The following is a 23,663-nucleotide window of genomic DNA, read 5'->3' on the forward strand; positions in this document are numbered from 1 at the left end:
ACTGTTTAGTTAAAGAAAGAAGCACCAACGATGATTAGAAGGATGAAAAGCACGACGACAAGAACAAAAGTTGAACCATAACCGCCGCCGTAGCCGCCACCATAACCTCCGCAATAACCGCCACCGTAACCGTAACAACTCATATTTAAGCACCTCCTCTTCTCCCTTACAAAATATGAAAAATACATGAAATGGTTTGGACGATCACATAAAAAAGTGCGGAATTTTTATTTCTGCTGTTTAAAGACGTAATCTGCCTCTCCATGACGGATCATGAATGCTTCTGTTTCTTTCGCAAAAGTATCCATTTTCTCGCCAAATGCTTTTAAGTGCTCTTCAAGATCCTTCGCTTTATTCGCTAGATCCATTTCAGCTTTTTCGTGCGCTTGCTCTTTCCCATCATGGGGTTTAGTGAACAAGGAACCGATTAATTGTTCGAATGCATCCATTCTGGTCACCCCTTCTCTCTTACATATGCATCACCCAAAAAAAGGGCAACAAAAAAACCGGATAAATCCGGCTTTTGTTTTTCCCTATTGAGGTTTCTTTTTCTTCCCGCAGCCGCAGCCCGTCTTCTTGATTTTCTTCGTATATACAGATTGTTGATTTGACTGCGCTGGATACCCTTGAAGCATATGTGACGGTGTTTCAGTTGGTTTCATCGCAACCCTTCCTTTCCTATTCCATGTTAGTATATGCATTTTCTTTAAGCGTGTCTGATCAGAATGCCTGTTTATTTCACAAGCTTCGACACGACTGCTTCAATCAAGCCTGCTGCGGCGGCAATCGCTAATAGTAAATTAAGCCACATGCTGATGACAGGAAAAAATATGTATATCAGTAGTAAAGCAGCAGTGCACCACATACCCGTACACCAATAACAGCTTAACAGCTCTCCTATCCACGATCGCAGTCCCTTCCCCTTAATGACGATATAGGTCTCGACTTCACCTTGTTCGTTTACCTCTTCTTGCTCTTCATGAAATAGACGGCGAAAGGGGGCTGTAATCGTATCAAACACGATCAATCTCGTCAGCCTAAAGGATGCGAGGGCAAATATAGCAAATGACAAAGCGCCGCTCATGGAACCTCCACCTCCTTCATTCTTCTTTTTCCGTCCTTTCTTTATATATGCAAAAAGAAAGACCACCATGATGAATCGGGTGCAAATAAAATTGGGTTGTACTTTTTCATGCTTTCCGATTCCACCTTGAGCCCCTGCTGCATTAAATAATGTATAGATAAGAAAGGAGTGAAAGTATTGTCTATTGAAGAAAGTGCTGATTTATTATACACACAACTGTTAAACGAATTAATCAGCAATTATGATGATTTCATCGAGATCAAGGATTCCGAAAATGTCACGATTCATAAAACAGATGTAACAGCCGCACTCTCCCTTCAAGCGACCGTAACGACAATCATTACTCTTTTAATTCAAATTCTTGTACCAGATGATGAAGTGGCTGCAAACATCACAGAACAGCTTTTAGCTGCACAACAAGTGACAGTTCAAAAGAAAACAGTGATTCAAATCATCAATTGTTATAACGTCACGATTACATTATCTGATGCATCCATTATGAACTCCGTACAAATTCTCACTCAAACACTGAATGTACTTTTAGTTGAAGCCGGCATTCTTTGACCCTTTCTTTTTCTAACATCACGTATGAAAGAGGTGAAATAATCGTGGCTGAAGAGAACGAAAAAAAGGAGTTTCAAATCAACACTGATGTTGATCCATTAACAAGCCTTCTTGTGAGTGATATTTTAAACAAAAATAATGTCACAGATGATCAGAAAGCAAACCTTTCAGAAGATCAAAGAAGGATGATTTTGAAGCTGGTTCAGGATTTACAAAAGAAAGCAGATGATTTCGTACAGCAGCAGCAGGAGAAAAAGCGTCAGGCAGAGGCAGCAAAACATGCAGAAGAGGTCGAGCCTGAACCACAAGTGCGCCCTAAACGAAATTCACTTAGAGAACGTATCCAGCAGCGTCGTCAAGCGCAGCAAAATAACGATTAAATAAAAATGGGTTGCCTGCTAGGATAAATGCCCGAGACAAAACCAATCATTCCAGCATTTAATAAAGTAAACGGAAGGAGGAAAAGAAATGGATTCTAAACCATACTCTTGGGTCGCTCTAGATCGCAACTGTACACACCACGGCGATTACCATCATAACTACGAAAGAAAAGCAGTTTGTGACGGCCACTATTATGATGATGAAGATGTTTTACAAGACTTTGATCAAGTGAGTGTAACAAAGCAGACATCTGAGGAAGTCATTATCGTTAGAGATTCTTGTGACATTAACGTCTCTTCTGTTGATGCACAGGTTGCAGCATCTATCCAAGCAGCTGTTCAAACAGCGATCATCACCATTACAAACATCTCAATCGCTGATGGTGACCTAGCTGACCGCGTCACGCAAGATCTATTGCAAGCAGCTAGCCACAAACAAACAAATCGCCAGAAACTTGTCATCGAAAACTCTAGAAACGTTACAGTCTCTACAATCGATGCAGACATCTCTATTGCCATCCAAACGCTTACACAGACACTTGTTGCGACGATCGTTGCAATTGGTATCCTCTAATGTACAAAAGCAGAGCGAAAAGCTCTGCTTTTCCTTTTTCTAAAAATACAACAAAGATAAATAGTCATTTACCCACACCAACTAGAGGGCGCATACATATGTTGTTAAGGACTAAAGTCAAATACCTTGTTAAAGGAGCTGAAATCCATGAGCTGCGGAAAACACCATGGCCGACATGATGAAAACTGTGTATGCGATGCGGTTGATAAGATTTTAGCAGAGCAGGAAGCTGTAGAAGATAAATGTCCTACGAGCTGCTACAGTAATTTATTAAGCCCGACAGTTTCTGGAAAAGATACGATTCCGTTTTTACTTTTTGATAAAAAGGGCGGATTGTTCTCTACTTTCGGAAACATTGGAGGATTTGTTGACGATTGCCAATGCTTCGAATCCATTTTCTTCCGGGTTGAAAAATTGCATGACTGCTGTGCCACATTATCTGTATTAAGACCTGTTGATGTACACGGACATACGCTAAGCGTTTGTCACCCTTGCGATCCTGACTTCTTTGGTTTAGAAAAAGCGGACTTTTGTATCGAAGTTGATTTGAACTGTTTCTGCGCGATCCAATGTTTAAATCCAGAACTTGTCGACAGAGTCATGCCAACAAAAGATAAAAAGCATCATCACCACGGCTAAACCAATCGCCCGCTCATCTAACTTGTCATAAGTCAAAGCATCCCCTTCCTCACGAATGACAACCAATCATGCGGAGCAGTCAGCAAAAGGCGGCCGCTTCCGCATTGATTGACATTAGATGCATCAACCGGCGAGACACGTAATAAAGCTTATAGATGATGATGACAGTGCTCAAACACTCAAACAAATTTCCTTGTATAGGAGGGTTGAATATGAGCCGCAAACATTCATGGAACTGTGTAGCAGAGGCTGTTGAAAACATAAACGACTTACAAAATGCCGTCGAAGAGGATTGCCCAACCAGCTGTTACAGCAATCTCCTTTCTCCATCACATTCATTAGGTGACACTGTCCCGTTTGTTCTATTTACCTCAAAATCAAAACCATTCGTTGCATTCGGAAACGTCGGAGAAGTAGATGCTGGCCCTTGCTTCAGCACTGCATTTTTCAGAGTCGAACACATCTCTGATCACTGCGCAACACTCAGCTTGCTTATTGCATTTGACAAAGATCGTCATATTTTAGATTTTACAGATAAAGATTCCGTATGTGATGTGTTCCGTTTAGAAAAATCAAAATATTGCATTGAAGTAGACCTTGACTGCTTCTGCGCAATCGAGTGCTTAAATCCAAGACTCATCAACCGTAGCTGCTAACAAAAAAAGTCCCGTTATGGGACTTTTTTTATGTTCATTAAAAACCAAGTGGATGAATAGAAGAAATATCACCAATCGCTAATTCCACTGGATTACCGCCGCCTGCTGTGCGGATGACGACCATATTGTCTTGTCTCTCCATGATGATTCCTCTGTATGTTTTTCCATCGGCTTCGATGAGGCAAAGCGCTCTCGGCATATTATGCGGCAGACTTGTAAGAAAATCGACTTTCTCCTCGATATTCATTTGGCTTAACGGCTTCTTCACTCGTTTTCTTCTTGGTTCTTCTTTTGTTTCATGAAATACGCCTTCTGGCTGTTTTTCTTGTTCTTGTACTGGCTCTCGATTTTGTGAATTATCTTTTTCTTGATTGATCTCCCGCTCTTGCTGTAGCGCAGGCGGCTCTTCTTTTTTCTGCTTTACTTCCTGTGATACAGTTTCTTGCACGCTCTCTTCGATTGCATGCTCTTTGTCGCTTTTTTTGGTTTCTGAAGGTTTTTCTGACTTCTTGCGCTTTCTCACAATATTTTGCATGGCCGGCGCTGATTCATCATAGCTCGGCTGAACAATATACATAAGCGGCTTTTGATTCTCATCACCTTTATTTGACATACTAATCCCTCCCGAATGATTCATTCCTTATATATATGAGAGGACACCCCAAATCAGAAGAAAAATAAAAAACAGCATACCAGTGATTGGTATGCTGCAAATCATTTATTCGTTTAGCGGGCAATGATATGGAAGCCAGAATCAACATGAAGATTCTCACCTGTCATGCCGCGCGATAAATCACTGAATAAGAATAGTGCTGTATCGCCAACTTCTTCAGGAGTCGTTGTACGGCGAAGCGGTGCACGCTCTTCAATATCCTTCAGGATCGTATTAAAGCCGCTGATTCCTTTTGCAGATAACGTACGAATTGGACCAGCAGAAATGCTGTTCACACGGATGCCTTCCGCTCCAAGATCAGCTGCTAAGTATTTCACACTTGCTTCAAGGGCTGCTTTTGCTACACCCATGACATTGTAGTTAGAGACAACGCGCTCTCCGCCTAGGTAAGTAAGTGTGACAATGCTTCCGCCTTCTGTCATGAGCGGACGTGCTGCTTTTGCTACAGCTGTTAGTGAATAGGCACTAATGTTGTGCGCTAAAAGGAAACCTTCACGGTTCGTGTTCAAATATTCACCGACAAGCTCTTCTTTGTTCGCAAATGCAATCGCATGTGCAACACCATGGATGACTTGTACTTTTTCTTTAATCGTTGCAAAACATTTTTCGATTTCTTCATCACTTGTCACATCACACGGAAGAATAATGGAATCATCACGCTCTAGCGTGCTTGCTAGCTCTTTTACTGATTCTGCCAGACGATCTCCAACATAAGTAAAAATCAAACGAGCTCCTGCTTCGTGAAGTGAACGAGCAATTCCCCAAGCGATGCTTCGTTTATTGGCAACACCCATCACCACAATATTACGGCCTTCTAAAGAAAAGTTCATATGTATTAAAGCCTCCTATTTTTTCAAGACATAGTATTAGTACCTGATCATAATCTTATCACAAATCATGAGATATTGACAATTTTGCTGAAAGAAAGTTTTTATTTCAGCAAAAAGACCGCCCTCACAAGTGAAGACAGTCTTCTTTTTATGCTTTGACTCTGTTTTGCTGATAAGCAAAGTGGTTAGTCGGTCCGTGCCCAGCGCCAATATTCAGAGGGAATTTGATCGCCTCATGGACAAAGGTTTCTGCCGTTTCAAAGGCTTCCTTCATGGAACGACCTTTTGCTATTTCTGCCGTTAATGCCGCTGCAAATGTACAGCCTGTTCCGTGTGTATGTGGTGTATCAATATGTTCATTACTGAGTTCAAAAAAGCTTTTTCCATCGTACAAAAGGTCTGTAATGAGGCCGTCTGAAGGGCTATGACCTCCTTTGATCACAACATAGGACGTGCCAAGCTCATAAAGTCGTTCTGCTGCTTTATGGCGATCGTCTTTTGTCTGAATGCGCATGCCTGTCAGCACTTCTGCCTCAGGGAGATTCGGTGTGACTGCATAACTGACAGGTAGTAACTGTGTTTTCATAGCAGAGACCGCATCTTCATTTAATAAAGAAGCGCCGCCTTTGGCAATCATGACTGGATCGACAATTAGTTTCAAGTCATATTGCTTCGTCTTTTCAGCAACGACACTGATCATGTCGGCACTCCACAGCATCCCTGTTTTAGCGGCATCTGGCAACAAGTCTTCTGCTACTGCATCAATTTGACTTTCGAGCGCCTCGATAGACAGTGGATAAATACCGTGAACACCAAGTGTGTTTTGAGCTGTAATGGCCGTAATGGCGGACATTCCGTACACACCAAGCTCCTGAAAGGTTTTCAAGTCTGCTTGAATACCTGCTCCACCACCAGAATCAGTACCTGCGATGGTTAATGCTTTTTTAATCGTCATGTCATCTCACCCTCTCATTAGCCAATCCATTGATGATAAATCATTCTCGCTTTCGCAATATCATTTGTCCCATGTACAAGCGCTCTGCCATCTTTGAATAAAACAAGCTTGTACTCATCCTTCTGACACGAAAGTAAATAAGGATTTTCCAGCACATCCATTCCTGCTTTCTTTAGCTGACGGGCTACTTCATGCAGCGCCGGGGGTGCCCCTAGTGCACTGCGAATTTGTACGGTATTTCGTCCACATAATACAGCTGCTTTTGCTCTTTGATCATATGAGAGAAATGGGTATGTCTTAAGACCGCAGCTTGGACATTGTTTCTTTTTTAAAGACGTAACGGATCGAATATCAGATCGCTCGTTTGTCCATAAATCAAACGATCTTAATACCGGCGTGATGTGGTGTCCTGTTAAAAGCTTCAGTGCATCCGCCACTTGATAGGCCGCAACCTGCTGTACAACTGGACTAATAATTCCTGCTGTATCACATGTCATGCCTTGTGCAGGTAAATGCTCAAGCAGGCAGAGTAAACATGGTGTTTCACCAGGAATCACTGTGAATTGAATACCGTAGCTTGCTACACAGGCTCCGTAAAGGAACGGAATTTGATGTTTGACGGCTGCATCGTTCGCAATCATTCTCACCTCAAAATTATCCGCTGCATCCACGATGATGGATGCCCCGCTGACGTACTCATCAATATTTTGAGCGGTCACGTCAATGACGATTCCTCTCACATGAACGTCACTGTTCACCTGCTTGAGTCTTTTCTCAGCAGCCACAGCCTTTGGCAGCCGATCAAGAACATCTTGTTCTGTGTATAGCTGCTGACGCTGCAGGTTGCTCCATTCAATATAATCTCTATCCAAAATGGTGACAGACCCTACGCCGGCACGAACGAGCATTTCGGCACTAGCTGTTCCAAGTGCCCCAGCCCCAATAATGACGGCCTTTGAGGCATGTAGCCGTTTTTGTCCTTCCTCTCCAATAGGCCTAAAAAGCTCTTGGCGTGAATAACGTGTGCTCAAAATGCTGGCATTCCTTCCTGCGGACTGCTGGCTGTTCCATAGTTTTTGAGTGGAATACGGCCTGCCTCGAACCCGAGTCTTCCAGATTCAATCGCCAGCTTCATCGCTTTAGCCATTTTCACAGGGTCCTTTGCGCCAGACACGGCTGTATTCAGTAATACAGCATCAGCGCCCAATTCCATCGCATAAGCAGCATCCTTCGGAGAACCAACACCCGCATCAATAATAACTGGCACCTTTGCCTGTTCGATAATAAACGATAGATTCAGAGGGTTTAAAAGCCCTTGACCTGATCCAATTGGAGAAGCACCTGGCATAATGGCATGGACACCAAGTTCTTCTAATTTCCTTGCCAGCACCACATCATCTGACGTATATGGCAGCACGATAAAACCTTCTTCTAATAGCATTTCAGATGCTTTTAACGTTTCGACTGGATCTGGCAGAAGAGACCTTGAACAGCCAATGACTTCTACTTTGATCATGTCACACAGTCCAGAAGCTTTCGCTAAACGGGCAATCCGCACCGCTTCTTCCGCTGTACTTGCCCCGGCAGTATTTGGCAGCAATGTATAGGCTGATAAATCAAGCTGCTCTAAAAAATTAGGCTGTGATGGTTCAAATATGTTCATTCTTCGCACAGCAAAGGTCAAAATTTCAGCTTCTGATACGTTGACCGCCTCTTTTTGAACTTCAAATGATGGATACTTTCCTGTCCCTAGTAATAGTCTTGATGTAAATGTTTTTCCGCCAATGCGCAGCATGGTGTCATCCTCCTCCTACAAAGTGAACGATTTCAATCGTGTCATTTGATTGAATTTTTACCTGTTGATAGGCTTCTTTATCTATAATTTCTTGGTTCTTTTCAACGATCACCACTCGGTTTTCAAGTTGATAGGCTGATAGCAGATCAAAAATCGTGCCATTTTCCTTATCGAAATCAACCATTCTTCCATTCAATTGAATTTTCATACGAACAATGCCTCCTTTCGCCCAATACGAAACGCATGAAGCCATTCCTTGTGAACAGACTCGCCCGCTATTAAGCCGCGAATGATTTCCCCCGTAATTGGCGCAAGTAAAATGCCATTTCGGTAATGTCCCGTTGCAAAAAGAATACGCTCGTCTTCTGGATGTTTTCCAATATAGGGGTGTCGGTCGCTTGTCGCTGGCCGAAGACCTGCCCAGCATTGATCAATCGGCATCTCTCGAATAGAAGGCATGAGCTGAGATGCTTTGTGAATAACTGCTTCAATACCGCCAAGTGTCGGAACGGCCTGCCAGTCATTCGGTTTCATCGTTGCACCAATCACTAGCTTACCGCTATCCCTTTGAACGATATAACAATGATCATGATAGATGGTGTGTGCAAGCGCTGGACCGTTATTCCAAACAGACACGCATTCTCCTTTTACAGGATAGAGAGAGTGTGATAACCCCAGTTCTTCTAAAAAACGGCCTGACCATACACCACTTGCTACAGTCAGATGATCACATGTGAAGATGCCTTTAGCTGTACTGACTGTCAATGTTTCTTTTCCCCTCTTCACATCGATAACGGGGGTAAACTCCTTCACATCCGCTCCGTGCCGAACAGCCGCCTGCCAAAAAGCCCTGCATACCGCATATGGCTCGACATGTACATCATCTGCTATCAATCCTGCTCCTACGATGTTATCTGCTATTTGAGGCATACGTTCTTTTACGCTGCTTGCTTCAAGCCATTCAAATGTGGGCAAATGCTGCATCCGGCAAAGCGCTCGCTTTTCTTGTTCTGTAAAAGCCACCTTCATAATCCCGCCCACTGATGTCCGAATATCAATGCCCGATTCACGCTGAAGGTCGACCGTTAATTTTTCATATAAAACCTGACTTTGTCTGCCTACTTGAAAGAAAATATCCTCATCACCTTCTCCTTCAGCATGTGCACCCAGCATGCCAGCAGCCGCACTCGTCGTTTGCTTCCCGATCTCATTTGCCTCAAATAAGACAATCTGCTTTCCTGCTTTTACAAGGTGATAAGCGATCGACATCCCTATGATTCCACCACCAATGATTGCAACATCATAATGCTTGTTCATAAGGATTCTCCTTTCGCTTTTTAGAAAATGTTTGCGCCATTTTGCGCGGATGAGGATGAGCAAAAATCCCCGACATGACGGCTATTCCCTTTAAATCAACATGCATCAATTCTGGCAGTCGTTCTGGTGTGATTCCACCAATGACAACGACTGGAATGGACAGCGCAGAAGTCATGTTTTCCACAATCTTTATGCCTCTCGCCTGTAGTCCGGGTTTGCATGCGGTATCATACACATGCCCAAACATGACATACTCTGCCCCGTTCTTCTCTGCTGCTTTGGCTTCTTCTATCGAATGAACCGATACCCCCGCATGGAGGTGAGGAAATTTTTGTCTTAATTCCTTTGGCGAAAAGCTGTGTCCTGGAAGATGAACCCGGTGAATATTGGTCAGCAGCGCAACGTCAACTCGGTCATTTATAATCAGCTTTTCTTTCGGAACACCTTCTGCTAGGAGTTGTTTCACGAGGTGAACCAGCTCACCTGCTGCCTTCGATCGTTCACGAATATGAATAAAGTCTACTTCAGACGCAATGTCTTTTATTTGCTTGATGAGCTCCCTGACAGGAAGCATATCATTTGTCACTGCATGGAGTTCCATTTGCACCAACCCCATCTAAGCATGCTGTTTGCCACATTTCTTTTTCATACGCCATCTCCCAGAAATGGTATTCGTAATAGCTCGAAATCACGAAATTTTCTTTCATATTAGCCCGCACATGTTCTGGCGCTTTTTCTGCAAGTTCATCAAAACGGTTCACCTGTTCAAAAACAAGCTCTTTAAACCAATCCCCGCCATATGTCAAAATCCATTCTTGATAAATCGGATGGTCAGGCGTTGTTTGTTTCAGTTTTTCTCCTACCTCATAATAAAGCCAGTAGCACGGCAATAATGCGGCTAAAATTTCTTCAAAACGACCGCTTTTCACAGATCGGTACATATGCGAGGTATATGCATAAGCAGTTGGAGAAGGTTTAAAGTTTGCCAGCGCTTCATCAGAGATCTGGAGCAGTTCTGTGAAATTTCTATGCAGTGATAGCTCTGCTTCATACGTACCCTGCGCATGATATGCCATTCTGCCTGTCGTATGTAAGTCCTCACTAATGGCGGCTCCATACGATTGTACTTTTGCAAAATGAGTTAAATAGTACGAATCCTGCATCACATAATAAGTGAAACGATCGAGTGAAAGTGTGCCATCACCAATCCCTTTCACAAAAGGGTGTGTAAAGCTCCCATTCCACCATCTAGCTGCTGCTTCTTTACATTCGTTCGAAAATGTCATGTTCCTCTCCTCCTGTTTTTCCATATAAAAAAACCACTTTCCGCGTGGAAAGTGGTTTGGAATTTGTAAAAAGCATAGTCAAACACCGCACCACTTCCCTACGCAGGTATGAACCTGTTCAGGTAATGAGGGTCTAAAAGTCTACACTTTTATCTCAGCCCTTTTAAAGGACTCCCCTAGTGGATCAAACATATATTGTTGTACCTCTATCTTAATCAGGATTTGTTCATCGGTCAAGGGTTCATTGCAACTCTAATTGGGCTCTAAGTCCTGCCACATACTCCCGGGAGCCAGACACAAGCACGCGGTCACCGCTTCTAAGCGTCGTATCCCCATGCGGTACTAAGCTGTCAATTCCTCTAAAAATACGGACAAACACCAAATCGCCGGTAAAAGGAAATTCCCTCAGCATGACATTATGATACCGATGATTGTTCATTTGAATTTGATACAAAGAAGAATCCTCATTTGTTAACAAGCGAATCGCATCAGGTGCTTCAATCAATGCCCTCAGCACCGTTTTAGATGATAAGAAGTTAGAAAAGGTATCGATCCCTGCTTCCTTTAAAGTCAGCTCGGCTTCCGCTTTGTTAACACTTGCAATGACTTGTTTAGACCCTTCTTCTTTTGCAAATAAAGCAATTTCCTTATTTTTCGTTTCACTGCCTGTAGCCACAACGAGCACATCCTCTTGCCCGATGCCAGCCTGCCTGAGCGTATCATCGTCATATTGTTCAATCGCTTCAACTTCAAAGATGGAGTCAGCAAGCAAGGCTTCTTTATTTTCCTGAAAGACGTGTAAAATACGGATGTCATATTCATCCTGATGCAAATCAAGCGTCACAGGTAACGTCAGCTGATTCGCTCCAATAAACGTCACACGCTTTTTATGATTGGTTTCACGTTCTTGTTTAAATAACGCCTTAAACCAAACAGGTGTTAAAACACTCGTGAGCACAGCGACTAGAATAAGGGCTCCTGACATTTTATGATCAATGACACCAAGCCGCTCACCAATCGTTGCAGCAGCAATAACTAGGGATAACGTCGAGGTTAATAAAAAACCAGAACCAATGACTTTTTTCATGTCATACCATTTTTTTAAATAAAGAATCGGAACGAGTTTACTAAGCAATAATGCGATAAACAGCAGCGGAATCATGATCATGATGGTTGGATCTTTAAAGAGTGACCATATATTCAGGTCCACACCGACCATCACAAAAAAGATCGGAATTAAAAATCCATAGCCAAACGAGTCCAGCTGCTGTACGAGCTCTTTATTAGGCGAAAGAAGAGACACAAGCACACCTGCTAAAAAAGCCCCAAGAATATTTTCAGCACCGAGTGATTCAGATAAGGCAACTAAGACTATAATGAGAGTAAAGATGGCTCTTGTCCCAATTTGCACCGTTCCTTTTGACATGGACTGAAAAATGGACTTTGTCTTAAATACCCGGCCAAATAAATAAAGAAGAATACCTGCCGCAAATAATAATAAGAGCAACCACATGTTCCCTGTTCCATCGCCATAAATGGAGGAAAACACAGCAAGTAAAATCATTGTCACCAAATCAGCAATGACGGCTACAAGCAAAATGATTTGACCAATATTCGTCTGCATCAACTTTTCCTCTTTTAAGGTAGGAACCACGACACCCAATGAGATGGTGGAAATAATAAGCGTCATTAAAAAGGCATTTTGAATAAATCCTGCAAGGACAAACGCATAAGACAGGATAAAGGACATACAAAATACGCCAACAAAAATAATGGTCGCTGTTTTAAATGTATTCGGTTCTTTTAATCCATTTGGTAGTTCTCGCGCTTTCTTCTTTGATTCAAAAGAAGAAAAATCTATTTCAAGTCCACTTAAAAACATAAGAAAAATAAAACCTAGCATGGATAACGTATCTAGCCATGCGTCGTGTTCAACAACTAGTTGAAGACCGCTTTTTCCAATGATGAGCCCCATGATGATTTCAGCGACAACGACCGGGATGGTCAGCTTAAATCGGTGCAATAAAATGGGGGTGAAAAAGGCTACAATAATAACGACAACGAGTGATGAAACAGATGTATGCTCCATTGGCTAAAGCCTCCTAACATTCTTGTTTAATTTTTAAGTTTTACGTTAAAGCATTGATTCTAACAATTGCTTAAAATAAATGAAAGCCATTCGTTATATTTTCTAAAATTCAAACTTCTTTATATCCGATCAATGGATGAAAAAATCAGGAGGAACCTTTATGAAATTCGATATCATCGGCGATATCCACGGCTGCTACGAAGAGCTGCTTACTCTCATACACAAACTAGGATACGAACTCAAACATGGACTACCTGTCCACCCTGATAAGAGAACACTGGCCCTTGTTGGTGATTTAACAGACCGCGGCCCTCGATCAGTTGCCGTCATGCAATTTGTCATACACGCCTATTCTAAGGGCGCAATCCGCTATGTGCCTGGCAACCATTGTTTTAAGCTGTATCGCTATTTGAAAGGAAATCCCGTAAAATTACTGCATGGCATTGAAACAACGGTGAACGAAATCAAAAACCTGCCGCATGATGAACAAACCATTTTATCACGTGAATTTAAACATTTATTTGAAAAGGCACCGCTTTATGATGTACTGATTCCGAATGAACTGATCATTGCACACGCAGCGATGAAGGAAAAGGATATTGGCAAAAAACCGAACAAACAGATGAGGTCTTATCTATTATTTGGAGCAGTCACCGGAGAAACATGGCCAGACGGTCGACCTGTCAGGAAGGACTGGGCAAAGGAATATCACGGAAAACCATGGATTGTGTACGGGCATACACCCGTAAAAGAACCAAGATTTATCGGTAGAACGGTTAATATTGATACAGGCTGCGTCTTTGGCCACAAGCTCTCTGCCCTTAGATATCCAGAGCTTGAGACAGTATCTGTTCCTTCATCTATGCCATATGATGATTCAAGATTTCAGCATTTCACGCAATAAAAAACCCGGTCCACCATGACAGGTGACCGGGTTTACTTGTTTACTGAAGCAATAATGTCATATCATCCGGCAAAGGAGCCGAAAAGGTCATGGACTCCCCTGTTATCGGATGCGGAAAAACAAGGGTTTCACTATGAAGTGCCTGCCTGCCTATTCTCTCGCTTGTTCCACCATATAGTGTATCTCCAACAAGCGGATGACCAAGGAATTGCATGTGAACACGAATTTGATGAGTTCTTCCCGTTTCAAGGGTAAGGGACACATCAGACATATCTAAATGAGTATGTACTGCCCGCACCGTATAATGTGTTACGGCTTCCTGACCAGATTCATCCACCATTCGTTCAATAATGCTGTCCCCTTTTCGAGCAATTTTTGCTCTAATTGTTCCTTCCTTTTGCGTGATCATGCCATGTGTAATGGCTCTATACGTTCGCTTGACTTCCCCTTTTTTCTGCGCCTTTGATAAAAGGCTGTGTGCAAAGCGATGTTTAGCGACTAACATGACACCAGAAGTATCACGATCAAGACGGTTCACCAAGTGGACAGTCAGCCGAACGGACTGCTCAGCATAATGGTGAAGCACCCCATTTGCAATACTATACTCAGGGTGCTCTCGAGAAGGAATCGATGGGATATACGGCTTTTTATTCAGCACAAGCACGTGCTCGTCCTCAAATAAAATATCAAGCGGAATGGCCGCAGGTTTTAGCCCTTCACTCACTTTTTCCTCGGGAAATAAAATGGTGAGCCTGTCTCCCTCGCGCAGCTCATATCTCACGGTCACATGCTCTCCATTAATCAGAAGGTCACCGCCATCAAATTTAATATCTGTCAGCATTCGTTTTGAAATGCCAAGATCGATTAAGTAGTCCTTTAGCAGCCTGCCTTCTTCTTTGGCTGATATGGTTTTGTTTATCTTAAAGTATTCCAGCGAGAACAACCTCTTTCTTATTCTCCTTTGCCGATAAAGGAATCTTGCACCCTTTTCCAAAACGGAAATGGTCTAAATCGGGCAAACCGGACATTCTCGTCTGCCACTCGGCATTGAATGGATTTCACATCTTTATGCAGCAGCGACAAATGATCTATCGTCACCTGAAAATCCACATCATTAATCGGTTTGATCACACACGTATGGTGGTCCGGCAAAATGAGCGGCGAACCGACCGTTCTAAACACTCTGTTGTTGATTGAAGCCATTTCTGCCAGCTGGATCGCCCTAATGGATGGGTGAATAATAGCCCCGCCAAGTGCCTTATTATAGGCTGTACTGCCAGATGGTGTAGACAAACAAAGACCATCTCCTCTGAATGTTTCAAAAAGCTGACCCCTAATCTCAACATCTGCCACAAGTGTACCTTCCATACTTTTAATCGTACATTCATTCATTGCTAAATATTTTTCTTCCCGGCCCCCATCGTTGTACCTGACGATGACTTCAAGAATCGGATATTCCACAATATGATAAGGCGTTTTGGCAATGGCTAACACAAGCTTTTCAATTTCACTCGGGACCCAGTCCGCATAAAAACCAAGATGGCCTGTATGTACGCCGACAAAAGCGGTTTCGTTCAGACGGTTGCTATACCGGTGAAAAGCGTATAAAAGGGTTCCGTCTCCGCCAACTGTAATGACGAGATCGGGTTCCTCTTCATTTAATTCCATTCCAAAATCCAATAAGTAGGTCTGTATTTTATTTTTAAGTGTGTCAGATACAGAATTCCCTTTCGAAGAAACTGCAAATTTCATGAATTCTTCTCCTTTTCCACCTTGCTGCGACGAGAAAGCAGCATCATATTTGATCAAGCTTAGGCTCAGCTATCGTTTTTCTTTTTCCGGGAAAATGCCACTTGCGCTTCTTGAATTTCCCCTCTGATTTCAGACATCTCATCATCAAGAAGAGATGCTGCCTCAGAAGCTCTTTGAAGGCGCTGCTTGACCTTCTCCGGGATATTCCCGCTATATTTATAATTCAGAGAATGCTCGATGGTCGCCCAAAAATTCATGGCTAATGTACGGATTTGGATTTCGACGAGGAGCTGCTTCTCTCCATTGATCGTTTGCAGCGGATATAACACAACAAGGTGGTACGAGCGGTATCCGCTTTCTTTATGTTCTGCAATGTAGTCGCGTTTGTCTACAACCACGAAATCTTTTCGTGACTGGAGCATTTTCTTGACGACTTGTATATCTTCTACAAATTGGCACATAATGCGAAGCCCTGCAATATCCTGCATCGTTTCAATCTCATGCATCGGGATGTTTTTACGCTTTGCCTTTTCCAATATGCTGGCAACGGGTTTCACTCGGCCAGTGACAAATTCTACTGGTGAATGGTCATCCTCAAATTCATACAGTTTTCGAATGCCTTTTAGTTTCACTTTTAATTCTTCGACTGCTTGCTTATATGGTGCGAGGAATTGATCCCATTGTTTTTTGTCCATGAAACTTCCCCCAATTCCAAATACCTAATTATTTCAGAGGAATGTGCTCTTCACTTTCTCTTCCATATCTCCGTAATTGGCATTGTCTTTAATATTGTCGATTAAATAGTTTAATTCCTGATGAAGTTGAATGAGTTCTAGCGTTTGCTCTTCCGCCGCCAAATAGACAGGGATTTCACGATTCATTGCTTCTTTTAATGGAGCCCATGTATGTTCTCCTAAAATAAGATACGTAAAAGACTCCTCAGTCTCAAGTATGTAAACGAACGCAAAGTGATCAGAATCAACAAGCATTTGTCCTGATGCTTTTGCTTTTTGAATTTGCTCATCTAACTGGACCGTCAAGATCAGCCTGTCTTCTTTTAAAGTTGCTTCTGTGATTTCAATTCTGTTTTGCATCATGATCTCCTTTACAACAAAGTACAGCTTTATTTTATCATATCAAGTTCAATATTGATAAACCGAACTTTTTGAGAAAATTTGATTTCTCCATTTCGTTGTTCATTTTGCCTCATTTAGCATCTATATACGTCTCTTTTTAAGGAATAAATAAGAAAAAAAGAAGCTTTTCATGTACAATAATCATATTTCCTCTAAATGAAAGGTTGATGTCAAAATGGCACAGGAAATTGAGATAGAACTAAAACAATTATTAATGAAAGAAGAATTTGAACAGCTAAAAGAATACTTTCAATTAAAGGACGAGGACTTCCACACTCAAACCAACTATTATTTTGATACACCTCAATTTGATATAAAATCCAAATTCGCTGCATTACGAATGAGAGAAAAAGGCGGGCAGTGGGTCCTCACATTAAAGGAACCGCATGAGATCGGCCTTTTGGAAACTCACCAAACGATCGATCCTCCCGAAAGCCTTGAACATTTCCACCTGCCAGAAGGTGAAGTGGCAGACAGATTAGTACACCTTCACATCCAAAAGGATCAAATCGTGTATTTTGGTTCACTGGAAACGTCAAGAGCAGAAAAAATGATCAAAGAAGGCTTAATTGTTTTGGATCACAGCCGATATTTAACAGTAGAGGACTATGAACTTGAATTTGAAGTGAGCGATTTAGACATTGGACAAGCCGCTTTCACAGCATTGCTTCAGCTATTTCAAATCCCACCAAGACACACGAAAAACAAAGTCGTACGTTTTTATGAAGAAAAAATGAAAACAAAAGAATAGATGAATTCCTTGAAGGAGGAACATGATGAACGTCAATCAACTTCAATCCTTTATGCAGCTTCAAGCACTCAAAACGTTACAATCTGATAACGGACAAACACAACTCACAGCTGGACAAGAATCAAGCGCTGAGACTTCATTCCAGTCGCTGTTGCAAGATTTTTTAGGCGGATCAGAATTATCTCGTCTCCCGCTTTCCATTTCTGCTTTCATGGGATCGGACCCATCAACGTCTCCGAACACGCAATATGCACGCATGAATCCATATTTATCTGCGATAGCGGGCAGTGAACAGCTTCAATCTCAGTCTCTTTATGCAAATGACAGCCAATTGAATACCGCAAATGGTATTGGAAACGTCTTAAATAACAGCTACACACCGCCGCTTCAAAAAGCTGTTTCAGGCTCTTCATCAAAAGAGATTAATCAGATCGTCTCACAAATGGCTCAAAAGCACGGAGTTCCAGAAAAGCTGATCCACGCAGTGATCAAGCAAGAATCCGGTTATCGCACGAATGCTGTCAGCCATGCAGGTGCACTTGGACTGATGCAGCTTATGCCGTCTACTGCTAAATCACTTGGCGTGAACAATGCCTTTGATGCAGCCCAAAACATTGAAGGCGGAACGAAGTATTTAAAACAAATGCTGCAAAAATATAATGGAAATGTCTCACTTGCCTTAGCCGCTTATAACGCAGGCTCAGGGAATGTAGATAAGTACGGAGGCATTCCTCCATTTAAAGAAACACAAAATTATGTAAAGAAAATCACAGCTCAATATTTCGCCTAAACCGAAGAGAATAACCTCTTCGGTTTTTTGTATGTCGCTTTTCACCCTTTTTTGACTGAATGTGTTATGATATGGTCAATTGAACACGGACCCTGTCTCCCTCACTATTCCCAAAGCACCAAAGCGGTTTGTTTGTGGAATTGAGTAGAGGTTGTTAAAATAAGTATACAAGAATAGAAACAACAAAATAGAACAAACTGAATATCACTTTTGAAATACATGAAATTCGCAATAGGGTGAGCCATCCTATTAGCTACGAGTTAAAGGAGTAGTCAACATGGTACAATCGTTTAACGCACCTTACGAAGCGGTTGGAGAGGAACTTCTATCGCAACTTGTTGATACTTTTTATGAAAATGTAAAGTGTCATCCTTTGCTTCATCCTATTTTCCCGGATGACTTAAAAGAAACAGCAAGAAAACAAAAACAGTTCTTAACTCAATATTTAGGCGGACCGCCGCTTTATACTGAGGAGCATGGTCACCCAATGCTACGGGCGAGACATCTCCCTTTTCCGATTACTGAGGAGCGGGCGGACGCATGGCTTGAATGCATGGAGGATGCAATGGATCAAGTAGGACTAACCGGCGATATTCGTGACTTTTTATTTGAGCGGCTGTCTTTGACGGCTCGTCACATGGTCAACCAAATACCTGAAAAGGACGGACGATCTTGAGCTGCAATCCGCATGAGCAATATTTCTCACATTGTCACGGACATCCTCAAAAGCCGATTGAAATCTATGTATTCATTGATCCTCTCAGCCCGGACTGCTGGTTATTAGAGCCATCAATTAAAAAGTTGAAAATGAAATATGGCCGTTTCTTCACTTTACGAACGGTTACAAGTTCTAGTATTAATGCTTTGAACCGGAAACGAAAAAAACATTTACTAACCGAAGCGTGGGGGAAATTTGCCACGAAAACTCAGACCAAAAAAGAACAAATGCTGTCTGAACAAATTGTGACATCACCTTATCTCGCCTCTCTTGCATTAAAAGCAGCTGAACTTCAGGGCAGAAAATGCGGAATGAAATTTTTACGACTCATTCAAGAATCGCTTTTTTGCCATCAGCAGGACGTCACCAGTGAACAAGTCTTGCTAGAAAATGCAAAAACGGCTGGACTGGACATTGAAGAGTTCCAGCGAGATATCCATTCTCAAAGTGCTGTCAAAGCGCTCCAATGTGATATGAAAATCGCAGCTGAAATGGATGTGTCTGAGCTTCCCACTTTCGCCTTTTTTAATACGATAAATGGTGAAGAAGGATTAAAGATTTCAGGTGCATATTCTTATGATATTTACGAGGAAATTCTCTTTGAAATGATTGGCGAAAAACCAACACCTTCAGAACGACCGCCAATTGAATGGTTTATCGCTTACTTTCAATTTGCATCAGCAAAAGAAATTGCCGTTGTATATGACCTGACCCTTGAAGAAGTTGAACGCGAGATGAAAAAACTCGCATTTGCTAAAAAGGTAGAACGTGTACAAGTACATCAAGAAATGTTTTGGCGTTATACAGAAGGAGACAATCATTCAGATCTTGATGTCTACCGCTGTGAGAATGAACATGGGTGCTGACCCATGTTTTTTTCTTCACTCCCAAAGGAACACTCGTTCTATTTATAAGTACGAAGAAACCGCGCCGGGATAAGCGCGGTTTCACTATGTCTTAACGACAACAAAGGGGATGGGAGAAATTTTTCACGGTCAAACAAAGGGGTAATGTTTGTATGTGATTAATTTCACATCTGTAGTATATCAAATTTTGTCGACTTATGACAACCGATATACTATATGTTCATATTTTTGTCACAAAACATAAGAGGACTGTCACTTTCATATAGTGAAAGTAACAAAAAAATGGGGGGATCTGCATGCGCAGCACAACCATCGGACTTGTTGCCATTGGCTTATGTTTCTGTTTAAATATATTAGGCTTAATGAAGATGCTGCCTCTTTACCTGACATCTCCACTCCTATTCGCTTCCATTCTCTTTACACTCTATCGAATGAATCACCGAAAAACCTTCAAAGGATTTAAAGCGTAATCATTGAATGTACAAACCTCGTTCATATAGACGAGGTCTAGCGTGTAGGCAAACCCTCGCATTCGGTGTCAGTCCTGCAAAGGTTTTCTATCACGCTAAAAAGAAGTCAAAGGGCTAAAATTAAGTTCATTTTAGCCCTTTGTCAACAATCTGGTCTTTTTATTTCAAGAAAAAACTCCTGCCAAAAGGTGAGTTTGCACTCACACATCTGACAGAAGTCTTCTCGTTACTCACCAGTCTTTGAGATGAGCTCTTCCATTTCCTTTAATTTTTCTTCAAACAATTGACATGCTGCCTCAATTGGCTCTTTCGATGCCATATCTACACCAGCTTTTTTCAGCACGTTGATTGGATAGTCAGAGCTTCCTGCTTTAAGGAAGTCTGTATAGCGCTCCACCGCAGGTTTCCCTTCTTCTAAAATTTGTTTACTTAATGCCTGAGCCGCACTATAGCCTGTCGCATATTGATACACATAATAGTTGTAATAGAAATGCGGAATTCGCGTCCATTCTAATCCGATTTCCTTATCCACAACCATACCTTCGCCAAAATACTTCTTATTCAGGTCGTAATACAGGTTCGTCATAAACTCTGGCGTTAATGCCTCCCCTTCTTGCGCTTTCACATGAATCAGGTGCTCGAACTCTGCAAACATCGTTTGTCTGAATACCGTCCCTCTAAATCCTTCTAACAAATGATTGAGCACATACAAGCGCTGCTTTTTGTCCTCTAAATGATTCAGTAAGTATTCACCTAGTAATGCTTCATTTGTTGTAGAAGCTACTTCCGCTACAAAAATACTGTAGTTTCCGTACGGATATGGCTGATGCTTTCTTGTATAGTAGCTATGAACAGAGTGACCAAATTCATGAGCCAGTGTAAATAAATTATCAATATTATTTTGCCAGTTCATTAAGATATAAGGATTCGTACCATAGCTTCCAGAAGAATACGCGCCGCTTCGTTTCCCTTTATTCTCATAAACGTCTACCCAGCGATTTTCGAGTCCCTCTTTTAATACCGAAACATATTCTTCTCCTAATGGCGCTAACCCTTTCAGCATATAATCCTTTGCTTCATCATACGTCAGCTTCATGCCAGCATCTTTTACTAATGGTGTATACAAGTCATAATTGTGCACTTCATCAAGCTTTAATACCTTTTTACGCAATTCAATGTAGCGGTGTAATAACGGTAAATATTGATGAACTGTATCAATTAGATTGTCATACACTTCTTCAGGAATACTGTTGCGTGATAACGCTGCTTCTCTTGCAGATTTGTAATGACGTACTTTCGCATAAAAATTATCCTTTTTAATCGAGCCGCTGAGTGTAGACGCCAAAGTATTCTTATATTGATCATACGTTTTATAAACGGCTTTAAAAGCATTTTTTCTCACTTCACGATCATCACTGTTTAAAAAGGTAATGAAGTTGCCATGAGTAATTTTCTTTTCTTCTCCATTTTCATCCTTAACAGAAGGGAACGAAATATCTGCATTATTAAACATACTAAACGAAGTGGATGATGTTGATAAAGGTTCAGAGGCTTCAGCTAATAAAGCTTCTTGCTCCTCACTTAAAATATGCGGACGCTCTTTGTTAATTTCTTCGAGAGCGTGAGAATAAAGTTTTAATTCTTCTTTTTCCAAAATAAATTGCTGCAGCTTATCTTCTTGAATAGATAAAATTTCCGGAACAATATAGGCAGATGTACTAGACAGCTGTGTAAATAAATTGGATGCTTTATCATTTAAAGCCTGAAATGATGAATTTGTTGTATCTTCATCGTATTTCATGTGCGCATATGTATAAAGCTTACCAAGCTTTTCAGAAAGTTGATCCTGAAATGTTAGGGCTTCATACAAGACATCAGCAGAATGGGCCAGCTTGCCTTTAAATTGGGCGAGCTTCGGAATTTCTTTTTTTACAGCTTCGAATTCCTTATTCCAAGAATCGACACTTTCAAAAATATCTTCAAGGCGCCATTTGTTTTCTTCTTTTACTTCGCTTCTGTCTGGTAAATGATTGTTGTTATTTTGTGAAGTCATATGAATCCCCCTTGCATGAGTTGTGTTGAACCAACCTTTCGGAAAGTGAAAGAAATTGGTGTTGTATTTATCTTCTTTGTTTTGAACTATATTTGTCAAATCATATGCAGAAATAAATACCAAACAAACTAAAAAAATGAGAAAAAAGCGTTTCTTTCTATTCAATAGCAGCACCACCTTTTTCTTATCATGATCAAAGTGGGCATGAAACATGCTAATGAAATAAGAAAGCATCTCGTTTTATCGCTTCATCTGCTGTTTGTATAGGCTTTTGATTCGACGTTACTTGATAATTACCCTCTTTCGTCATGTATAAAAACCCTAGATTCACAAGCGCCCGTACATATGAAATGATCACCCCTTTGATTTCTTCTATTGTGACATTGGTATATCGGAGCTTCACTTCTTTATTCTGGACACATCGCTTAATTTCTTTTAAAAGTAGATGAATGGTCACTTGTTCTTTTCCCTTTCTAACCATCCAATCATAAAGACATCCTTGCCACACATAAACAGGGCTTGAAAAGATATATGCTTCTGTCAGGGGGATAAATAATTCTGTCGGTAGAAATGGCCATGCTGTTTGATGATGCTCATAAAAAATGGTTCTTAAACGCTTGCTTTCATTTGCTAAAATGCGGGGTGGCCGCTCCCTAAATTGCCGAATACACTTGAGCCACTCTTTATACAATTGATGATTGCTCGAGGAAACAGATAAGAGTGCTGGTAGTTGGCGATAAGATGAAGGCGATCTAACGGTCATTGAGGCACATATTTTCGTTGGCTGAAACACGAGAAGTTGATCCAGATGGATAAATCTATTTTGGATCGGACAATAAAAAATGAGTCTCCTATTCTTTGACTGCCTTAGAATTCCCCAATGAATGGAGGAGAATGAAAAGAGCTGGCCAGCCATTCGTTTTAAACGATTCGCCCCTATGATCCATATAGGATAGTGTCCCGCAGCACGGAGACCTTCCGTTCGTTTATGTAGCTCTTTCCACGAAATATTTGCACATTGAAATTCGATGGCATAGCTTTTATTTTCTATAGCAACGGTCACATCAGGGCGCTGCTGAATGTTTGAAACATACTTCTCTAGTAACGGATCATATCCAAGCTGCGTGAGCCAATCCTTAAGAGCCATTTTCCCTGCCTGATGATAAGCTGTTTCACCGGTGGACGCTAATGGACATGCCGAGAGCTGTTTATGTGCAAAATGATGGACACGATGCTCACCTAGCTTTAATAGAACCTCCTGCCTACATTCAGGACAGTAAAATTTGCACGTAGCTCTTACATGCTCTAGCCGCCTTTTAGTCAGATCTTGTGTGATGCGAATCAGCTTGCCATTCTCCATGATCGCTGCATTCATATATTT

31 protein-coding genes and 1 riboswitch are annotated in these 23,663 nt (G+C 41.6%); of the genes, 11 read left to right on the forward strand and 20 right to left on the reverse strand.

Going from position 1 to position 23,663, the window contains the following annotated elements; genetic code table 11:
- Nucleotides 1-5: 5 nt before the first annotated feature.
- From MHH23_RS15280 to MHH23_RS15295, 4 genes are all read right to left on the reverse strand, one after another.
- On the reverse strand, nt 6-143 hold the full coding sequence (locus tag MHH23_RS15280; RefSeq protein WP_008348419.1) for a YjcZ family sporulation protein: 138 nt from the start codon (nt 141-143) through the stop codon (nt 6-8).
- Nucleotides 144-227: 84 nt separating this feature from the next.
- A complete protein-coding gene (locus tag MHH23_RS15285; protein ID WP_008348420.1) occupies nt 228-449 on the reverse strand; it encodes a hypothetical protein in 222 nt (73 codons plus the stop codon).
- Between the two features lie 84 nt (nt 450-533).
- The gene (locus tag MHH23_RS15290) at nt 534-662 is read right to left on the reverse strand and encodes a hypothetical protein (protein WP_008348422.1); all 129 of its coding nucleotides are present in this window, start codon (nt 660-662) and stop codon (nt 534-536) included.
- A 71-nt stretch (nt 663-733) separates the two neighbouring features.
- On the reverse strand, nt 734-1,084 hold the full coding sequence (locus tag MHH23_RS15295) for a DUF1360 domain-containing protein (protein ID WP_035700339.1): 351 nt from the start codon (nt 1,082-1,084) through the stop codon (nt 734-736).
- Nucleotides 1,085-1,261: 177 nt separating this feature from the next.
- On the opposite strand from MHH23_RS15295, the gene MHH23_RS15300 reads away from it, so the two are divergent.
- From MHH23_RS15300 to MHH23_RS15320, 5 genes are all read left to right on the forward strand, one after another.
- Nucleotides 1,262-1,648, forward strand: a complete 387-nt coding sequence (locus MHH23_RS15300) for a spore coat protein (RefSeq protein WP_041092031.1) — start codon at nt 1,262-1,264, stop codon at nt 1,646-1,648.
- A 44-nt stretch (nt 1,649-1,692) separates the two neighbouring features.
- The gene (locus MHH23_RS15305) at nt 1,693-2,028 is read left to right on the forward strand and encodes a hypothetical protein (protein ID WP_035392394.1); all 336 of its coding nucleotides are present in this window, start codon (nt 1,693-1,695) and stop codon (nt 2,026-2,028) included.
- Nucleotides 2,029-2,116: 88 nt separating this feature from the next.
- Nucleotides 2,117-2,602 carry a spore coat protein gene (locus MHH23_RS15310; RefSeq protein ID WP_008348431.1) on the forward strand — a complete coding sequence of 162 codons (486 nt, stop codon included), beginning with the start codon at nt 2,117-2,119 and terminating at the stop codon, nt 2,600-2,602.
- A gap of 147 nt (nt 2,603-2,749) precedes the next feature.
- On the forward strand, nt 2,750-3,241 hold the full coding sequence (locus tag MHH23_RS15315; RefSeq protein ID WP_008348432.1) for a CotY/CotZ family spore coat protein: 492 nt from the start codon (nt 2,750-2,752) through the stop codon (nt 3,239-3,241).
- 212 nt (nt 3,242-3,453) lie between these two features.
- Nucleotides 3,454-3,897, forward strand: a complete 444-nt coding sequence (locus MHH23_RS15320) for a CotY/CotZ family spore coat protein (RefSeq protein WP_008348434.1) — start codon at nt 3,454-3,456, stop codon at nt 3,895-3,897.
- A 37-nt stretch (nt 3,898-3,934) separates the two neighbouring features.
- Here MHH23_RS15320 and MHH23_RS15325 read toward each other — a convergent pair whose 3' ends face one another.
- From MHH23_RS15325 to MHH23_RS15370, 10 genes are all read right to left on the reverse strand, one after another.
- Nucleotides 3,935-4,510 carry a CotO family spore coat protein gene (locus MHH23_RS15325; RefSeq protein WP_217967353.1) on the reverse strand — a complete coding sequence of 192 codons (576 nt, stop codon included), beginning with the start codon at nt 4,508-4,510 and terminating at the stop codon, nt 3,935-3,937.
- Nucleotides 4,511-4,623: 113 nt separating this feature from the next.
- Nucleotides 4,624-5,400, reverse strand: coding sequence for an enoyl-ACP reductase FabI (gene fabI, locus MHH23_RS15330; RefSeq protein WP_003211867.1), 777 nt, complete (start codon nt 5,398-5,400; stop codon nt 4,624-4,626).
- A 148-nt stretch (nt 5,401-5,548) separates the two neighbouring features.
- Nucleotides 5,549-6,355: a bifunctional hydroxymethylpyrimidine kinase/phosphomethylpyrimidine kinase gene (thiD, locus tag MHH23_RS15335; protein WP_047945548.1), complete on the reverse strand. Its 807-nt coding sequence runs from the start codon at nt 6,353-6,355 to the stop codon at nt 5,549-5,551.
- A gap of 17 nt (nt 6,356-6,372) precedes the next feature.
- Nucleotides 6,373-7,386 (reverse strand): thiazole biosynthesis adenylyltransferase ThiF, encoded by a 1,014-nt coding sequence (locus tag MHH23_RS15340; protein WP_340959786.1) that lies wholly within the window; start codon nt 7,384-7,386, stop codon nt 6,373-6,375.
- Nucleotides 7,383-8,150 (reverse strand): thiazole synthase, encoded by a 768-nt coding sequence (locus tag MHH23_RS15345; protein ID WP_007498979.1) that lies wholly within the window; start codon nt 8,148-8,150, stop codon nt 7,383-7,385. Before MHH23_RS15345 ends, MHH23_RS15340 begins: the two co-directional genes overlap by 4 nt.
- Nucleotides 8,151-8,154: 4 nt before the next feature.
- Nucleotides 8,155-8,358: a sulfur carrier protein ThiS gene (gene thiS, locus MHH23_RS15350; protein WP_008348442.1), complete on the reverse strand. Its 204-nt coding sequence runs from the start codon at nt 8,356-8,358 to the stop codon at nt 8,155-8,157.
- Complete coding sequence (gene thiO, locus MHH23_RS15355; RefSeq protein ID WP_178930038.1) at nt 8,355-9,467, reverse strand: glycine oxidase ThiO; 1,113 nt, start codon at nt 9,465-9,467, stop codon at nt 8,355-8,357. Before thiO ends, thiS begins: the two co-directional genes overlap by 4 nt.
- Entirely contained in the window at nt 9,451-10,068 is a 618-nt protein-coding gene (gene tenI, locus MHH23_RS15360) for a thiazole tautomerase TenI (protein WP_144678917.1), read from the reverse strand. Before tenI ends, thiO begins: the two co-directional genes overlap by 17 nt.
- Entirely contained in the window at nt 10,043-10,753 is a 711-nt protein-coding gene (gene tenA, locus MHH23_RS15365) for a thiaminase II (RefSeq protein WP_268431247.1), read from the reverse strand. The genes tenI and tenA overlap by 26 nt, the downstream gene beginning before the upstream one ends.
- A gap of 78 nt (nt 10,754-10,831) precedes the next feature.
- Nucleotides 10,832-10,941: riboswitch (TPP riboswitch) on the reverse strand.
- Nucleotides 10,942-10,994: 53 nt separating this feature from the next.
- Complete coding sequence (locus tag MHH23_RS15370; protein WP_007498989.1) at nt 10,995-12,842, reverse strand: monovalent cation:proton antiporter family protein; 1,848 nt, start codon at nt 12,840-12,842, stop codon at nt 10,995-10,997.
- A 160-nt stretch (nt 12,843-13,002) separates the two neighbouring features.
- Here MHH23_RS15370 and prpE point away from each other — a divergent pair, with 160 nt between their 5' ends.
- Nucleotides 13,003-13,746: a bis(5'-nucleosyl)-tetraphosphatase PrpE gene (gene prpE / locus MHH23_RS15375; protein WP_017359667.1), complete on the forward strand. Its 744-nt coding sequence runs from the start codon at nt 13,003-13,005 to the stop codon at nt 13,744-13,746.
- A 40-nt stretch (nt 13,747-13,786) separates the two neighbouring features.
- Here the strand turns inward: prpE and MHH23_RS15380 are convergent, their stop codons facing one another.
- From MHH23_RS15380 to MHH23_RS15395, 4 genes are all read right to left on the reverse strand, one after another.
- The gene (locus tag MHH23_RS15380; protein WP_178897242.1) at nt 13,787-14,680 is read right to left on the reverse strand and encodes an RluA family pseudouridine synthase; all 894 of its coding nucleotides are present in this window, start codon (nt 14,678-14,680) and stop codon (nt 13,787-13,789) included.
- A 17-nt stretch (nt 14,681-14,697) separates the two neighbouring features.
- Entirely contained in the window at nt 14,698-15,498 is an 801-nt protein-coding gene (locus MHH23_RS15385; protein ID WP_008355343.1) for an NAD kinase, read from the reverse strand.
- 65 nt (nt 15,499-15,563) lie between these two features.
- Nucleotides 15,564-16,193: a GTP pyrophosphokinase gene (locus MHH23_RS15390; RefSeq protein ID WP_008348457.1), complete on the reverse strand. Its 630-nt coding sequence runs from the start codon at nt 16,191-16,193 to the stop codon at nt 15,564-15,566.
- Nucleotides 16,194-16,226: 33 nt separating this feature from the next.
- Nucleotides 16,227-16,592 (reverse strand): UPF0738 family protein, encoded by a 366-nt coding sequence (locus MHH23_RS15395; protein ID WP_024720125.1) that lies wholly within the window; start codon nt 16,590-16,592, stop codon nt 16,227-16,229.
- 217 nt (nt 16,593-16,809) lie between these two features.
- Here MHH23_RS15395 and MHH23_RS15400 point away from each other — a divergent pair, with 217 nt between their 5' ends.
- The 5 genes from MHH23_RS15400 (at nt 16,810) to MHH23_RS15420 (ending at nt 20,229) form a co-directional block, all read left to right on the forward strand.
- Nucleotides 16,810-17,385 (forward strand): CYTH domain-containing protein, encoded by a 576-nt coding sequence (locus tag MHH23_RS15400; protein ID WP_025207157.1) that lies wholly within the window; start codon nt 16,810-16,812, stop codon nt 17,383-17,385.
- A 25-nt stretch (nt 17,386-17,410) separates the two neighbouring features.
- Nucleotides 17,411-18,175, forward strand: coding sequence for a lytic transglycosylase domain-containing protein (locus tag MHH23_RS15405; protein WP_008348461.1), 765 nt, complete (start codon nt 17,411-17,413; stop codon nt 18,173-18,175).
- Nucleotides 18,176-18,452: 277 nt separating this feature from the next.
- Entirely contained in the window at nt 18,453-18,851 is a 399-nt protein-coding gene (locus MHH23_RS15410; RefSeq protein WP_007499001.1) for a globin domain-containing protein, read from the forward strand.
- Nucleotides 18,848-19,759, forward strand: coding sequence for a ClpXP adapter SpxH family protein (locus tag MHH23_RS15415; RefSeq protein WP_007499002.1), 912 nt, complete (start codon nt 18,848-18,850; stop codon nt 19,757-19,759). The genes MHH23_RS15410 and MHH23_RS15415 overlap by 4 nt, the downstream gene beginning before the upstream one ends.
- A gap of 296 nt (nt 19,760-20,055) precedes the next feature.
- Complete coding sequence (locus MHH23_RS15420; RefSeq protein WP_008348466.1) at nt 20,056-20,229, forward strand: hypothetical protein; 174 nt, start codon at nt 20,056-20,058, stop codon at nt 20,227-20,229.
- A 226-nt stretch (nt 20,230-20,455) separates the two neighbouring features.
- Here the strand turns inward: MHH23_RS15420 and pepF are convergent, their stop codons facing one another.
- A complete protein-coding gene (gene pepF / locus MHH23_RS15425) occupies nt 20,456-22,282 on the reverse strand; it encodes an oligoendopeptidase F (RefSeq protein ID WP_340959787.1) in 1,827 nt (608 codons plus the stop codon).
- A 214-nt stretch (nt 22,283-22,496) separates the two neighbouring features.
- Nucleotides 22,497-23,657: a competence protein CoiA gene (locus MHH23_RS15430; protein ID WP_340959788.1), complete on the reverse strand. Its 1,161-nt coding sequence runs from the start codon at nt 23,655-23,657 to the stop codon at nt 22,497-22,499.
- Nucleotides 23,658-23,663 lie beyond the last annotated feature (6 nt).

Source organism: Bacillus sp. FSL K6-3458 (assembly GCF_038005045.1).
GTDB lineage: Bacteria > Bacillota > Bacilli > Bacillales > Bacillaceae > Bacillus > Bacillus altitudinis.

Bases quoted from the DNA above. Each gene is read 5' to 3' on its own strand.
- MHH23_RS15280 (WP_008348419.1), bottom strand. From the start codon at position 143: ATGAGTTGTTACGGTTACGGTGGCGGTTATTGCGGAGGTTATGGTGGC.
- MHH23_RS15285 (WP_008348420.1), bottom strand. From the start codon at position 449: ATGGATGCATTCGAACAATTAATCGGTTCCTTGTTCACTAAACCCCAT.
- MHH23_RS15290 (WP_008348422.1), bottom strand. From the start codon at position 662: ATGAAACCAACTGAAACACCGTCACATATGCTTCAAGGGTATCCAGCG.
- MHH23_RS15295 (WP_035700339.1), bottom strand. From the start codon at position 1,084: ATGAGCGGCGCTTTGTCATTTGCTATATTTGCCCTCGCATCCTTTAGG.
- MHH23_RS15310 (WP_008348431.1), top strand. From the start codon at position 2,117: ATGGATTCTAAACCATACTCTTGGGTCGCTCTAGATCGCAACTGTACA.
- MHH23_RS15315 (WP_008348432.1), top strand. From the start codon at position 2,750: ATGAGCTGCGGAAAACACCATGGCCGACATGATGAAAACTGTGTATGC.
- MHH23_RS15320 (WP_008348434.1), top strand. From the start codon at position 3,454: ATGAGCCGCAAACATTCATGGAACTGTGTAGCAGAGGCTGTTGAAAAC.
- MHH23_RS15325 (WP_217967353.1), bottom strand. From the start codon at position 4,510: ATGTCAAATAAAGGTGATGAGAATCAAAAGCCGCTTATGTATATTGTT.
- fabI (WP_003211867.1), bottom strand. From the start codon at position 5,400: ATGAACTTTTCTTTAGAAGGCCGTAATATTGTGGTGATGGGTGTTGCC.
- thiD (WP_047945548.1), bottom strand. From the start codon at position 6,355: ATGACGATTAAAAAAGCATTAACCATCGCAGGTACTGATTCTGGTGGT.
- MHH23_RS15345 (WP_007498979.1), bottom strand. From the start codon at position 8,150: ATGCTGCGCATTGGCGGAAAAACATTTACATCAAGACTATTACTAGGG.
- thiS (WP_008348442.1), bottom strand. From the start codon at position 8,358: ATGAAAATTCAATTGAATGGAAGAATGGTTGATTTCGATAAGGAAAAT.
- thiO (WP_178930038.1), bottom strand. From the start codon at position 9,467: ATGAACAAGCATTATGATGTTGCAATCATTGGTGGTGGAATCATAGGG.
- tenI (WP_144678917.1), bottom strand. From the start codon at position 10,068: ATGGAACTCCATGCAGTGACAAATGATATGCTTCCTGTCAGGGAGCTC.
- tenA (WP_268431247.1), bottom strand. From the start codon at position 10,753: ATGACATTTTCGAACGAATGTAAAGAAGCAGCAGCTAGATGGTGGAAT.
- MHH23_RS15370 (WP_007498989.1), bottom strand. From the start codon at position 12,842: ATGGAGCATACATCTGTTTCATCACTCGTTGTCGTTATTATTGTAGCC.
- prpE (WP_017359667.1), top strand. From the start codon at position 13,003: ATGAAATTCGATATCATCGGCGATATCCACGGCTGCTACGAAGAGCTG.
- MHH23_RS15385 (WP_008355343.1), bottom strand. From the start codon at position 15,498: ATGAAATTTGCAGTTTCTTCGAAAGGGAATTCTGTATCTGACACACTT.
- MHH23_RS15390 (WP_008348457.1), bottom strand. From the start codon at position 16,193: ATGGACAAAAAACAATGGGATCAATTCCTCGCACCATATAAGCAAGCA.
- MHH23_RS15395 (WP_024720125.1), bottom strand. From the start codon at position 16,592: ATGCAAAACAGAATTGAAATCACAGAAGCAACTTTAAAAGAAGACAGG.
- MHH23_RS15400 (WP_025207157.1), top strand. From the start codon at position 16,810: ATGGCACAGGAAATTGAGATAGAACTAAAACAATTATTAATGAAAGAA.
- MHH23_RS15405 (WP_008348461.1), top strand. From the start codon at position 17,411: ATGAACGTCAATCAACTTCAATCCTTTATGCAGCTTCAAGCACTCAAA.
- MHH23_RS15410 (WP_007499001.1), top strand. From the start codon at position 18,453: ATGGTACAATCGTTTAACGCACCTTACGAAGCGGTTGGAGAGGAACTT.
- MHH23_RS15420 (WP_008348466.1), top strand. From the start codon at position 20,056: ATGCGCAGCACAACCATCGGACTTGTTGCCATTGGCTTATGTTTCTGT.
- pepF (WP_340959787.1), bottom strand. From the start codon at position 22,282: ATGACTTCACAAAATAACAACAATCATTTACCAGACAGAAGCGAAGTA.
- MHH23_RS15430 (WP_340959788.1), bottom strand. From the start codon at position 23,657: ATGAATGCAGCGATCATGGAGAATGGCAAGCTGATTCGCATCACACAA.